Annotated in this window: 13 protein-coding genes; 7 read left to right on the forward strand and 6 right to left on the reverse strand. The window is 70.7% G+C overall.

The features are described 5' to 3' along the window. Positions 1 to 34 precede the first annotated feature (34 nt). Positions 35 to 727 (reverse strand): two-component system response regulator PhoP, encoded by a 693-nt coding sequence (phoP, locus tag ABD308_RS37035; protein WP_030305055.1) that lies wholly within the window; start codon positions 725 to 727, stop codon positions 35 to 37. A 2-nt stretch (positions 728 to 729) separates the two neighbouring features. Further along, on the reverse strand, positions 730 to 2025 hold the full coding sequence (gene phoR / locus ABD308_RS37040) for a two-component system sensor histidine kinase PhoR (RefSeq protein WP_344344961.1): 1296 nt from the start codon (positions 2023 to 2025) through the stop codon (positions 730 to 732). A 307-nt stretch (positions 2026 to 2332) separates the two neighbouring features. On the opposite strand from phoR, the gene phoU reads away from it, so the two are divergent. Both phoU and ABD308_RS37050 read left to right on the forward strand, forming a co-directional pair. Further along, a complete protein-coding gene (gene phoU / locus ABD308_RS37045; RefSeq protein ID WP_344344963.1) occupies positions 2333 to 3016 on the forward strand; it encodes a phosphate signaling complex protein PhoU in 684 nt (227 codons plus the stop codon). A gap of 190 nt (positions 3017 to 3206) precedes the next feature. Continuing rightward, the gene (locus tag ABD308_RS37050) at positions 3207 to 3383 is read left to right on the forward strand and encodes a hypothetical protein (protein WP_344344965.1); all 177 of its coding nucleotides are present in this window, start codon (positions 3207 to 3209) and stop codon (positions 3381 to 3383) included. Between the two features lie 150 nt (positions 3384 to 3533). Here the strand turns inward: ABD308_RS37050 and ABD308_RS37055 are convergent, their stop codons facing one another. The 3 genes from ABD308_RS37055 to ABD308_RS37065 form a co-directional block, all read right to left on the reverse strand. Further along, complete coding sequence (locus ABD308_RS37055) at positions 3534 to 4121, reverse strand: lytic polysaccharide monooxygenase (protein ID WP_344344967.1); 588 nt, start codon at positions 4119 to 4121, stop codon at positions 3534 to 3536. A gap of 906 nt (positions 4122 to 5027) precedes the next feature. Continuing rightward, positions 5028 to 5564, reverse strand: a complete 537-nt coding sequence (locus ABD308_RS37060) for a GNAT family N-acetyltransferase (RefSeq protein WP_344344969.1) — start codon at positions 5562 to 5564, stop codon at positions 5028 to 5030. Then, positions 5561 to 6316 (reverse strand): GntR family transcriptional regulator, encoded by a 756-nt coding sequence (locus ABD308_RS37065; RefSeq protein ID WP_344344971.1) that lies wholly within the window; start codon positions 6314 to 6316, stop codon positions 5561 to 5563. The genes ABD308_RS37060 and ABD308_RS37065 overlap by 4 nt, the downstream gene beginning before the upstream one ends. A gap of 228 nt (positions 6317 to 6544) precedes the next feature. Here ABD308_RS37065 and ABD308_RS37070 point away from each other — a divergent pair, with 228 nt between their 5' ends. The 4 genes from ABD308_RS37070 (at position 6545) to ABD308_RS37085 (ending at position 10953) form a co-directional block, all read left to right on the forward strand. Next, positions 6545 to 6946 (forward strand): hypothetical protein, encoded by a 402-nt coding sequence (locus ABD308_RS37070; RefSeq protein ID WP_344344973.1) that lies wholly within the window; start codon positions 6545 to 6547, stop codon positions 6944 to 6946. Positions 6947 to 7616: 670 nt separating this feature from the next. Beyond that, positions 7617 to 7916 (forward strand): helix-turn-helix domain-containing protein, encoded by a 300-nt coding sequence (locus ABD308_RS37075; RefSeq protein ID WP_344344975.1) that lies wholly within the window; start codon positions 7617 to 7619, stop codon positions 7914 to 7916. A 1197-nt stretch (positions 7917 to 9113) separates the two neighbouring features. After that, on the forward strand, positions 9114 to 9347 hold the full coding sequence (locus ABD308_RS37080; protein ID WP_344344977.1) for a helix-turn-helix domain-containing protein: 234 nt from the start codon (positions 9114 to 9116) through the stop codon (positions 9345 to 9347). Between the two features lie 367 nt (positions 9348 to 9714). Next, complete coding sequence (locus ABD308_RS37085) at positions 9715 to 10953, forward strand: tyrosine-type recombinase/integrase (RefSeq protein WP_344344979.1); 1239 nt, start codon at positions 9715 to 9717, stop codon at positions 10951 to 10953. A 51-nt stretch (positions 10954 to 11004) separates the two neighbouring features. On the opposite strand, the gene ABD308_RS37090 is transcribed toward ABD308_RS37085, so the two are convergent. After that, positions 11005 to 11763, reverse strand: coding sequence for a phosphoglyceromutase (locus ABD308_RS37090; protein ID WP_344344981.1), 759 nt, complete (start codon positions 11761 to 11763; stop codon positions 11005 to 11007). A 151-nt stretch (positions 11764 to 11914) separates the two neighbouring features. Between ABD308_RS37090 and ABD308_RS37095 the strand changes: the two genes are divergently transcribed. Continuing rightward, the coding region (locus tag ABD308_RS37095) for an MDR family MFS transporter (protein WP_344344983.1) at positions 11915 to 13195 on the forward strand (1281 nt) is incomplete at its 3' end.

Genomic DNA, 13195 nt, shown 5'->3' on the forward strand with positions numbered 1-13195 from the left:
CACCGGCCGGAGGGGCGTTCCGCGTTCGTTCGGCCTACGGCTCGAACTTGTAGCCGAGGCCGCGCACCGTGACCAGGTAGCGCGGCGCGCCCGGGTCCGGCTCGATCTTCGCCCGCAGCCGCTTGACGTGGACGTCCAGCGTCTTGGTGTCGCCGACGTAGTCCGCGCCCCAGACCCGGTCGATCAGCTGCATCCGGGTGAGCACCCGGCCGGCGTTGCGCAGCAGCATCTCCAGCAGGTCGAACTCCTTGAGCGGCAGGTCGACCTTGGCGCCGTCCACGGTCACCACGTGCCGGTCGACGTCCATCCGGACCGGCCCGGCCTCCAGGGCGCCGGGGCCGCCGCCGTCGCCGGGGCCCTCGTTCTCGCCGCGGCGGCGCAGCACCGCGCGGATCCGGGCGACCAGCTCACGGGTGGAGTAGGGCTTGGTGACGTAGTCGTCCGCGCCTATCTCCAGACCGACCACCTTGTCGATCTCGCTGTCCTTGGCGGTGACCATGATCACCGGCACGTTGGAGCGGACCCGCAGCTGGCGGCAGACCTCGGTGCCGGGCAGCCCCGGCAGCATCAGGTCGAGCAGGACGAGGTCGGCACCGTTGCGTTCGAACTGCTCCAGCGCGTCGGGGCCGGTGGCGGCGATGGCCACCTCGAAGCCCTCCTTGCGGAGCATGTACGAGAGGGCGTCGCTGAACGACTCCTCGTCCTCGACCACCAGTACTCGGGTCACGATCAGGCCTCCGGGGCAAGCTGGGGAGTTGTTTCTGACAGGGATTCCGCGGACGCCCCCGCACGGGGCCGGTCCACGGGGGCCTGCCCGGCGGGCAGGCGGAGGGTGAAGGTGGAGCCCTGGCCCTCGACGCTCCACACCGACACGGTGCCGCCGTGCGAGGCGGCCACGTGCTTGACGATGGAGAGGCCGAGGCCGGTGCCGCCGGTCTGCCGGGAGCGTGCGGGGTCGACCCGGTAGAAGCGTTCGAAGACCCGCTCGCGGTCCTTCTCGGAGATGCCGATGCCCTGGTCGGTCACCGAGATCTCGATGAGCTCGCCGTCGGCCTCGCCCAGCGCGGCGGCGCTGGATATCCGGCGGGTGGCGATCGCGACCCTGGTCCGCGGCGGGCTGTAGTTGACGGCGTTCTCGACGAGGTTGCCGAGCGCGGCGGCGAGCTGGCCGCGGTTGCCGTGCAGGTAGAGGCCGGCGATGCCGCCGGCCGCGATGAGGATCTGCTTGGCGGCGGCCTGCTGGCGGCAGCGGTCGATCGCCTCGGCGATCAGCTCGTCCACCGCGACCGGCTCCGGGTCGACCATCAGCCGGTCGTCCTGGACCCGGGAGAGGTCGATGATCTCCTGGACCAGGCTGGCCAGCCTGGTCGCCTCGATCTGCATCCGGCCGGCGAAGCGCTGCACCGCCTCCGGGTCGTCGGCCGCGTCCGCGACCGCCTCGGAGAGCAGCGAGAGCGCGCCGACCGGGGTCTTGAGCTCATGGCTGACGTTGGCGACGAAGTCGCGGCGGACGGCCTCCACCCGGCGGCGCTCGGTCTGGTCCTCGACCAGCACCAGGACCAGCCGGGAGCCCAGCGGGGCGACCCGGGCCGAGACCGCGAGCGGTTCGGCGGCGCGCGCCGCACCGGGGCGGGGCAGTTCCAGTTCGAGCTGGCGGATCTCGCCGTCCCGGCGGGTGGAACGGGCCAGCGCGAGCAGCTGGTCGACGGCGACCGCGCCGCCGCGCACCAGGCCCATCGCGTAGGCGGCCGAGCTGGCCTTGACCACGTCGTCGGCCTCGCCGAGCACGATCGCGCAGGAGCGCAGCACGGAGAGGACGGTGTCGACCCCCGGGGGCAGCGGGGGTTCCTGCGCGGGGCCCAGTCCCTGGGTACGACCCTGGGTACGGCCCTGGTTCCGGTTGGTTCCGCCGTACCTGCCCCTGGCCTGCTCGCGCTCGCTCCAACGGAAGGCGATCGAGGCCGTGAGGCCGACGCCGAGCCCGGCTATGGCGCAGGCAGCGGCGGCGGCCACGTTCACGTCCATACGGTCAGCCTAAGCGCACGGTGCGGGCGCTCCCCAAGGGCTCGATCAAGGGATCGGCCACGCGTTGCCGAGAATTCACCTTCAGGTGGCCGTTGATTAACTGAACGGGTCGTGCGTGGTCGCCCGGACGGCCCAGAGTGGGCGCCGGAGCCCGTGTGGGAGGGGCGGCGCGACCGCAGGGCCGCCCGCCGCCCCGGGTGTGCGCGTACGATGCGCGCCACCAGCAGCGGTCATTCACGCGTCGGTCGGACCGTCGTACCGAATGACCGGTCGGCACCGCCACCGACACAGCTACTGAGGAGAGAACATGCGCGACGCGTACCACGAGGAACTCGACTCGATCGGCGACAGCCTGGTCGAGATGGCCCGGCTGGTCGGTTCGGCCCTCGGGCGGGCCACCACCGCGCTCCTCGACGCGGACCTGGCGCTGGCGGAGAGCGTGATCGCCGCCGACGAGAAGATCAACGACCTGCACCACGAGCTGGAGAACCGGGCGATCGACCTGCTCGCCCGTCAGCAGCCGGTCGCCACCGACCTGCGCATCGTGGTCACCTCGCTGCGGATGAGCGCCGACCTGGAGCGCTGCGGCGACCTCGCCCGGCACGTCGCCAAGGTCGCGCGGCTGCGCTACCCCGAGTCGGCCGTCCCCCGCGACCTGCACTCGACGGTCCTGGAGCTGGGGCAGCTCGCCCAGCGCCTGGTCTCCAAGGCCGGCCTGGTGATCGCCACCAAGGACGTCGACAAGGCGCTGGAGCTGGAGCAGGACGACGACGCGATCGACGCGCTGCACCGCGAGCTGTTCGCGCACCTCATCGACGAGCGCTGGCACCACGGCATCGAGACCGCCGTGGACGTCACGCTGGTCGGCCGCTACTACGAGCGGTTCGCCGACCACGCGGTCTCGGTGGCCAAGCGCGTGGTGTACCTGGTGACCGGCGAGCACGTGGCGGAGTTCGTCGCGGCGACCGAGGCCGCCGCCGAGGTGGAGTGACATCGGGGCGTTCCCCCGTCCTCGGGGGCGTTCCTTCCCAGGGGTGAGTAAACCCCGGGCCGGGGTGGTGGGGGAGCACGAGCAGCCGGACTCCCCACCACTGCGCGCCCGTTGACGCACCCTCCGGTCGGCGGTTTCACTCGAACCCGTGGGCACCGAGGCGTGCCCGTCAGAAGGAGGGGTCCGCGCGATGAAGGCAAACCCGACCGGCCCGGCATCGGCTCCCGAGACCATCGAACCGCCCGCCCCGAAGCTGCTGGCCGTCCTCGCGGCCGGCTGCGGCTGCGGACCGGGTTGCGGCTGCGGCTGCCAGTCCGGAGCGCCCTGCCAGTGCGGCGGGGTCGACGGCGGCTGCTGCGGCCACTGAGGTCCGTCCGCCCGGCCTCCCCCCGGTGCCGTCGCGGAGCTCCGGGGTGCGCGGCTGCCGTGGGAGACGGCCGCGCACCCCGGTCTCCTCACCGCCGGATCGCCGGCGGGGTCCACCGGGCGGGTACCCGCCGGGCGGTGGTTCCGGGCGTCAGAACGTCACGTCCGCGCAGGAGTAGAAGGCGTTGGGGGTGTCCGCGACGTCCCAGACCGCGACGACCACGTGGTGGCCGGTCCGCCCGGACGGCAGGGTCGCGGTGTGGCTGAGCGTGCTGGGCACCTGGGTGTTGTTGTAGGGGACGTTCAGGAACGGGGTCAGGTCGAGGTTGGACCGGGTGACCTTCTGCGTGGCGTCGTAGCCGGCCTTGGTCAGGTAGTACCGGAAGCCCGAGGTGGCGTGCCGGGCGGTGAACCGCCAGGTGAAGGTCAGCCGCTGGCCCGCCGAGACGGCGGTGGCCGGCCAGGCGCCGCCGCGCGGGTCGTCCAGCTCGGCGAACCGGCTGTTGCCTCCGGCACAGATGGTGCCGTCGGCCGGGCCTCTGGTCGGGAAGCCCTTCGCTCCCTCGACGCTCTGCGGCTCCCAGCGGATCTCGCCGCAGTTGGTCACCGTGCCCGCGCCGCAGAGCGCGGCCCGGCTGGGCGGTGTGGTGATGTAGCCGTGCGACTGCGCCGGGAAGGCGACCGCGACCGGCACCGCGAGGGCGGCGATCACGGCTCCGACGGCATGACGTGTGCGCATGGTGCTCCTCCGTGGGGGTGGATGGAGAGTGCGCCGGGCGCGGACACGCGCGCGTGGGGGCTTGGCATGCCTGCGCCGGGTCGGTGCTCACACGGTAGGAGCCGCCATCGGACCCGTCAATGGTCTGAACCATTTTTGCGACACCGTGAACTCACCGCGGCCCCAAGCGGGTTGACGGCGAAGGGCCCCGCTCCCCCATGCGGGGAGCGGGGCCCTCGACGGCCGGTCCGGCCTACTTCTTGCCCTGGGTTTGGCCTGTCGATTTTGCACGGCTGATCAGGGGTCTCTGACCTGGAGCTGAGCTGTCGCCAGTTGTCACCGTTGGCCACCCTTGATCAGCACCGGACGGCCCACAGACGGCCCAGAAGCTAGCGCCGCCCCCGCCCGGCAGCCCGGCCGCCACCCAAGAGTAGGGCGGCGAGAGCAGCCACGTCGACCAGCGCCTGATGTAGCGTTCCCGCCGGCACTGCGAGAACGACGACAACAACAATCACGGCGACAACCAAAGGCCCAGGGTCGACAGTTGACAGGGGACGTGGGCTAGGAGTCAGACTCATGGGGATACCTCCACGGTGTCAGCAGCCCACGCGCATCGCTCTTGGCTTGGACCCCCTGAGCGACGCGCGTGGGCTTCTTGCTTGAAGCCCCATGATGTTCAGTCAGCACCCTGCTGACGCAAGCCGCCCAAACACGCTGACACGGCACTCCCCCGGCGAGGACGTTCACCGCATCCAAGGCCATGCGTCACGCCAGGGAATCCGCACCTGACCTGGGGCAATTCCCCCCTATCACACAACCTGAAGTCACCCGGCCTGCCAAGACAAAGACTACCGTGGAAAATGCATCCAAGCTGCCTAAATGCCCCGCTTGAAAGCTAAATGTCCAGTGAGGCAAATCACATGAAAGTTACAGGTCGCGCTTCAGCTCCGCCGTCCCTCGCCGATCACCTACGGTCCGCTCAAAGAGGGCGCCTGACTGCCTGTGCGGCAGATCAACGATCCTCACCAAAATGAAGCCTTGGCCCAGGTAGTAGCGATGCAGCCCCGGGTTCGTCTTCCACGCATCAAGCCGAAGGCTGGCCTTGCCCGCAGCCGCCGCACGGGCCGCCGCCCAGTCCAACATCTGAGCACCCACTGCCTGGCCAGCCGCAGCGCGAGCGGTGGCCATCCGGTGCACATACAGCGCCATCTCCGGCTCGTCGTCGGCCTGCCAGAACTCCGGGTCCGCCTGGTCGTCCACAGTCAGCGTTCCGACCGGCGAGCCGTCGCGGAAGGCTATAAAGCACTCCCCCCGGCTCATCGAGTCGAGCAGCCGTTCCCGGCGCGGGGGAAACTGCCACTGGTCGCTCCCGAGGGACGCCAGCCACGCACCCGCGCCGGTCAGCAACTCCTCAACCAGGGGAAGTTCGTCCGGCGTGGCCGCTCGCATTTCCAGCCCGGTCATTCGGCACCGTCCTGCGGCTGCTCCCACTGCCGCTCGTACGAGATGACGTGCCGGTCCCCCGGCAGCACGGTCACCGCGACGCGCACCGGCCGGCCGTCGGCCGTGAAGCCGGTGCAGACGTGGTACGCGACGGGGCTCCCCGGTCCCAGTTCAAGGCGGTGCGCCTCATCGGGTGTCGGCATCCGCACGTACAGCTCGTCGAGCGCCCGCACCTGCCGGTAGCCCAGCTCCGCCAGCACCTCGTTGGCGCCGCGCGTGATGTCCTCCGGCCGCATGATCTCGGAGTCGCGAACGATGTCCAGCGGGAAGTAGCTGTCGTTCACGTTGAACGGCTCGCCGTCGAGCCAGCGGATTCGCCGACGCACCGCGGCAAGCTCTCCGGCCTCCAGGTGCAGGCGCTTCGCGATGTCCGGCGCGGGCTCCACGATGGCCACCTCGATGAGCTGGCGCGGCTTCCGCCCCTCCGCCGAGTGCTCCGTGACGAAGGCGTCCATCTCGGCCGAGTAGGGGCGCTTGCGGAACTCAGCTTGCGGCCGGAACACCATGGGCTGGCGTTCCTTGACGAAGTAACCCCGGGGCCTCATCGGCACGACCAGGCCCTCGTTGACCAGCGCGCTGAGTGCCTGTCGGACCGTTCCTCGACCCACGCCGAACTGCGCGATCAGGTCCGCCTCGGTCGGCAACTGCGCGCCGGCCGGGAGCGTCCCATCCGCGATCTTCTGCCTCAGCCCGTCGGAGATCTGCTGGTACATGGGCGCTCGCCCGGATCGCATCGCTGACATGCAGACCATGAAACAGCAGCTCACGGCGCATTGTCTAGTCAATGCGAACGATGGGCTTGACCGACGCTTGCTGAGCGTGCCAACCTCTTCACCGGCAGCATTGTTCGGACAATGCAGACGATGCCAGGACTTGCCATGGAGCGGCGCCAATCCGCCAAGACAACCGCCGCTCCATGCCCCAGTGAAGGGACTTCCATCATGCACGCTTCGCTCGCCACCCAGCACCTGGCCGTCGGCCCGATCCGCTCCCAGGTCGACGTGTTCGGCGACCCGGACGACGGTGAGACCGCCCCGCGCGTGGCGGTGCAGATGACGCTGCACCTGTCGTTCGCGGAGATCCTGGGCCGCCTGCTCTTCACCCCCAGCGTGCTGCTGATGCACGAGGACCTGGAGCCCGGCAACGAGTCCAAGGTCATCGAGTGCCTGTGGTTCGCCATGGCGCAGACCGGCGTGGACGTGGCCGAGGACTACGCCGAGATGGCCATGGACATCTACACCGGCCGCCGTGCCTCCAACCTCCACGACTTCGCGGTGCGCCTCGGCACCACCATCACCCACATCTTCGGCGTCACCGCCCCGCAGACCGCGCCCGTGGGGTGAACACCCCCGGCCGGTGGTGAGCGCTCACCGGCGTTCACGAGCGCTCACCACCCCGCACGCCCCGCCCGCCCGACCGGCCCGGTTTCAACCGCAGTCGGCCGACCTTCAGGGGCGCGCACGGGGCGGTGAACACCCGGGCGCTCACCGTCGCTCACGGGCGCTCGCGACCCGTTCACCCCGACTGGCCGGCGGGCCCGTTTCACCCCCGGCCCGCCGACTTTCAGGGGCACCTGCGGAGCGGCGAACGTCCGACCGTTCACCGGTGAACCTCCCGGCCGCTCACCGGTGAACGCCCCGCATTCCAGCCCGACTCCCGACCCCTGAGAAGTGGGCGTGACCAGCCACAACAGGGCCGACTCCCGCGCCCCGAACCGTCACCGCCCGGACCCGAAGCCCCGGCCACCACCGCTGAAACGGGCGCCGGCGGACCCGAAACGGACCCACCCGTGAGCGGCGAACGCGGCGACGTGAGCGCCATCCAGCCGGGTGTTCACCGCCCCGTTCACCCCGCCGCCGAAACGGCCGCCCGCGCGGTTGAAGCCGTGCCCGGCGGACCCGAAACCCACCCGCCCATGAGCGGTGAACGCGACGCCGTGAACGCCGGTGAGCATCGGCAGGCACTCGACGGAACCCTCACCCGACCCCCACCAACAGACCGAGGAGACCCCGCATGAACATCCAGCAGCCGACCACCGACCCGGCCCCGCTCCCGGACCCGACGAACTACCTCACGGTGCCCCAGGTGGCCTACGCCCTGAAGCTGTCGCAGGAGACCGTCTGGCGCATGACCCGCAGCGGGCGCCTGGACTCCTACCGGGTCGGCAACGGCCGGGGCAAGGTCCGCATCCCCCGCGACGCCTTCCGCGCCTACCTGGCCGCCACCGGCCTGCCCGCCGGCCTGTCCGACGTCGCCGCCGCAGCTCCCTCCAGCAGCCGCGAGCGGTCCCCCTGGGCCACGCCCCACAGGTGACCAACCCCTCCGCTTGCCCCCGGCGTGGCCGCCCTGTCCAGAAAACTGGACGCCGTCGTCGCCGGACAAGCAAGAAGAGCACCAGCAGGCCCGGCGCAGGGTGCTCCTCTTGCTGTTCGGCGAAGCCGCCCATAGGTCGTGCCGCGAAGCGGCTCCTCACTACGCCCTGAGGGCCACGCCACTACAAGAACAGCCCCCTTTTTTTCCTAAGAAGGGAAGCTCTGCGTCACCGCGTCACCCAGAGCCGAAGAAGGGCCTCTGACCAGGGACAACACGGGTGACGCAGACGGCATCCTCTGCGTCACCGCTGCGTCACCGCGTCACCCGCAGACCCCGGTCTGCGTCACCACGCCCCAACGACAAAAGCCCCTCCTTTTTCCTAAGTAGGGGAACGCTGCGACATGTACGTCATGCGAGCCGGAAAACAGCCCCTGACCTGCGCCAACAACCATGACGCAGACGCAAACCGCTGCGTCATCCTGCGACATGTGCGACATGCCATGACGCAGCCCATGACGCACCGATGACGCAGCACCCGGCCGCTACGTCATGCAAAAGCCCAGGTCACAGGCCCGCATGTCGAAGATGACGCAATGACGCAGAAATCCGCACCTCGGACAACACGCGGGCACCGCTCGATCCCCCGCGTCATGCGGTGACGCAGCCCGTGACGCACGGGTGACGCAGACACCGACCGCCGCGTCACCCAAAACCCCAGGTCACAAGGCCCGTATGTCGCAGGTGACGCGGTGACGCAGAAATCCGTACCTCGGACAACACGCGCGCCGCGACTCGACACCCCGAAAGCCCATCCCCGGCTCCACCCCGACCACCGCCAGCCGGTCTGACACCCCCTGACACCTGACACCCCTGACACCCGAACCCCTAGGCAAACGCGGTGTCAGACAGCCGCTGACGGCACCTGACACCACCCCTGAAGTCCGACCTGACACCCGCCGCAGTCGCCCCGCGAAGAAGCCACCGGCCAACCACAGAAACCGAGCCGGCCGCCGACCCACCGGCCCACCTGTCACCTGTCTTGTCGCTTGTCGCTTCACCCCCGCCGATCCACCCCCAGACCCCGGAAACCCCCTCCCGACCTGCGGGCCGACAAGCGACAAGACAAGCGACAAGGCAGGTAGGCGACAAGCCACATGACAAGCGAGACGACAGCCCCACCACCTGCCGGAGGAGACCTTGGCCAACCGCCGCACCCCGCCCGACAACCCACCCGCCCCCGTGCCCCTGCCCGTCCGATTCCTCACCCCCGAGGACATCGCCTCCCTCTTCGGCGTCCCGCTGGAGACCGTCTACCAGTGGCGCCGCAAGCACACCGGCCCGCCCGGCTTCCGCGTCGGCCGGCACCTGCGCTACCACCCCGACGCCGTCGCCCAATGGGTCACCGACCAGACCCACCAGACCGCCGCCTAGCCCGACCGCCGGGTGGCAGGCGTCCGACCGCGCCGCCCACCCGGGGCCGCCCGTCCGGGCCGCCGTCTACGCCTCGAAGGCCACTCAATCGCGACGCAGCGTGACCGTATGGGCCCCATACAGGGTCACACAGCAGCCCCATACAGGGTCACACGCCGCGTGTAGCCCTACACAGGCCTGTGTAGCCCTCTGACCTGCCCGTGTGGGGCGTGTGACCCACACACCGTATGGGCCATACAGGGCCACACAAACCCCGGATTCGGCCCCGAACCCCGCTCTGTGTGCCCCACACAGCCGTATGCCCCATACAGCCCACAGACGCCCGCAACGACCACTCACCGTCACCACCACCACAAGGAGCGGCCCCATGGCCGGCCACATCCAAGACCGCTGGTACAAGACCGAGAACGGCCCCGACGGCAAGCCGCGGCGCGTCCGCACCGACCGCTACGGCACCGGCAAGCGGTACCGCGCTCGCTACGTCGCGCCGGACGGCACCGAGAAGAGCAAGAGCTTCCCCGACCGCCAGAAGCGGTTGGCGGAGGAGTGGCTGGCCCGGATCGAGGCCGACATGTCGCGCGGGCAGTACCTCGACCCGGCGGCGGCGAAGACCACGTTCCAGGAGTTCGCCGAGCACTGGCTGCGGAGCCAGACCAGCGACCCCAACACGCAGGCGTCCATGCGCTCGCAGCTCCGGCTGCACGCGTTCCCCCGGATCGGGGCCCGGCCGCTCGGGTCGTTCCAGCCGGGGCACATCCGGGAGTTCGTGGCGCAGTTGGAGACGTCCGGCATCTCCGGCTCGTACGCCCGGGTTATCTTCTCCAACGTCCGGGCCGTGCTGAGCGCGGCCGTGGACGACGATCACCTGCCCCGGAACCCGTGCGCGGCGCAGACGGTCAAGCCGCCGGTGGTCGGGTCGAAGCGGGTGGTCCCGTGGCAGCCGGAGCGGGTGTTCGCCGTCCGGGCCGGGATGACCGAGCGGTACCGGGCCACCGTGGACGTGGGCGCCGGCTGCGGGCTGCGGCAGGGCGAGATCCTCGGCCTGGCCGTGGACGCGCTCGACTTCGAGGCGGGCACGGTGCACGTCACCCAGCAGCTCAAGCTCAGCCTCAGCAAGCCGGTGTTCGCCCCGCCGAAGGGCGGGACGCTGCGGAGCGTGCCACTCCCCGGCCCGGTGGCGGACGTGCTCCGGGCCCACATCGAGCGCTTCCCGCCGGTCGAGATCACCCTGCCGTGGATGAAGACGGGCGGGCCGCCGGTCACCAAGCGGCTGATCTTCACCAGCCTCTCGGAGTCGATCGTCTGGCGCGGCGTGCTCAACGAGGACCACTGGAAGCCCGCGCTGGCCGCCGCCGGGGTGATCCCGCCCCGGGCCAGGGGTGAGTCCTACGCCGCCGCCCGGGAGCACGGCATGCACGCGCTGCGGCACTTCTACGCCTCGGTGCTGCTGGACGCCGGGGAGAGCATCAAGGTCGTCAGCGAGTACCTGGGGCACGCCGATCCGGGGCTGACGCTGCGGGTGTACGCGCACCTGCTGCCGGACAGCCGGGACCGGGCCCGGAAGGCGATCGAAGGGGTCTTCGGGGTTCAAGATCACGAAGGCTGACGGCCCACAGGCGGCCCGGGAATGACAACGGGCNNCGTTTCGGCAAGTGGCTTACTTCTTGCCCTGGTTCTTGACCGCCTCGATCGCGGCGGCGGCGGCCTCCGGGTCGAGGTAGCGGCCACCCGGGACGAGCGGCTTGAAGTCGGCGTCGAGCTCGTAGACCAGCGGGATGCCGGTCGGGATGTTGAGGCCCGCGATGTCGGCGTCGGAGACGCCGTCGAGGTGCTTGACCAGCGCGCGCAGGCTGTTGCCGTGGGCGGTCACCAGGACGGTCCGGCCGGCGGCGAGGTCCGGGACGATGGCGTCGTACCAGTACGGCAGCATCCGCTCGACGACGTCCTTCAGGCACTCGGTGCGCGGACGCAGCTCGCTCGGGATCTCGGCGTAGCGGGCGTCGCCGGCCTGCGAGTACTCGGCGTCGTCGGCCAGCACCGGCGGCGGGGTGTCGTACGAGCGGCGCCAGAGCTGGAACTGCTCCTCGCCGAACTCGGCCAGGGTCTGGGCCTTGTCCTTGCCCTGGAGCGCGCCGTAGTGCCGCTCGTTCAGGCGCCAGCTGCGGCTGACCGGGATCCAGTGGCGGTCGGCCTTGTCCAGGGCGATCTGCGAGGTGCGGATCGCACGGCGCAGCAGCGAGGTGTGCAGCACGTCCGGGAGGAAGCCCTCGGCGGCGAGCAGCTCGCCACCGCGCGCGGCCTCCTTCTCGCCCTTCTCGTTGAGGTCGACGTCGACCCAACCGGTGAACAGGTTCTTCTGGTTCCACTCGCTCTCACCGTGGCGGAGCAGGATGAGTCGGTACGTCGTGTCAGCCATGGGCCCCAGCTTAGTGGAGCCCGGAAAACCCCCTGGTGGGGACCTCGCCCGACAGGTAAGGTCTGATCCGCACGAGAGACCATTACCTTCACGCTGAGCGGTCCTGCCCCTGCGGCTCAGCGGACGTCCGCCTGCCACCGGGAGCCCCCACATGCCCGACGCGTCCTTGTCCGCCCGCGCCTCAAGAGCCGTCGCCGAGGCGGTGACCGGGCTCCCGCGCCAGTTCTGGTGGCTCTGGACCAGCACGCTCATCAACAAGCTGGGCGCGTTCGTGGTCACGTTCCTGGCGCTCTACCTCACCACCGACCGGGGCTACTCGGCCTCCTACGCGGGTCTGGTCGCCTCGCTGTTCGGCCTGGGCTCGGCGATCGCCTCGATCGTCGCCGGGGTGCTGGCCGACCGGATCGGGCGGCGGCCGACCCTGGTCGCGGCCCAGCTCGGCACCGCCCTGTTCACCGCGCTGCTCGGCTTCAGCGACGGGCAGGTGGCCATCGCGGTGGTCGCCTTCCTGGTCGGCTTCTGCAACAACGCGACCCGTCCCGCGACCTCGGCGATCATCGCGGACATCGTGCCCGCCGAGGACCGGGTCCGGGCCTTCGCGCTGAACTACTGGGCGATCAACATCGGCTTCGGCCTCTCCGCGGCGGTCGCCGGTCTGATCGCCACCCACGGCTACCTCACGCTCTTCCTGCTGGACGCGCTCTCCACGGTGGTCTGCGCGGTGGTCATCTTCGTGCGCATCCCGGAGACCAGGCCCGAGACGCCCGCCGCCGCCCCGGGCGGAGCACCGGGCCGGCCGGCGATCGGCCTGCTCGCGGTGTTCCAGGACGCCCGCTTCATGGCGGTGGTGCTGCTCAACCTGCTGCTCGCCCTGGTCGCCCAGCAGGGCTCCACCACGCTGGCCGTGGACATGGGCCGGGCCGGCATCAGCTCCACCCAGTACGGCCTGGTGATCGGCCTCAACGGCCTGCTCATCGTGGTGCTGCAGATCCCGCTCACCCGGTGGATGGAGGGTCGGGACCGGACGGCGCTGCTGGTCGCCAGCGCGCTGTTCATCGGCTGGGGCTTCGGGCTGACCGCGCTGGCCGGCTCCTCGGCCTGGTTCTACGCGTTCACCGTGGCGGTCTGGACGCTCGGCGAGATCCTGAACGCGCCGACCATGATGGGTCTGGTCGCCGAGCTGTCGCCGGCCGAGGCGCGCGGCCGCTACCAGGGCGTCTACTCGCTCTCCTGGTCGCTCGCCTCGTTCCTCGGCCCGGCGGCCGGCGGAGTGCTGCTGGAGCGGGCCGGCAGCGGGGTGATGTGGGGGGCGTGCGCGGTGGTCGGCACCGTCGCCGCCGGCGGGTACGTGCTGCTCGGCCGGCGGCCGGGGGCGGCGCTGGCGAAGTCCGCGCCGCTGGCGGCGGCGCCGGTCCCCGGCGCGGAGCGGGCC

Source organism: Kitasatospora putterlickiae (assembly GCF_039527695.1).
GTDB lineage: Bacteria > Actinomycetota > Actinomycetes > Streptomycetales > Streptomycetaceae > Kitasatospora > Kitasatospora putterlickiae.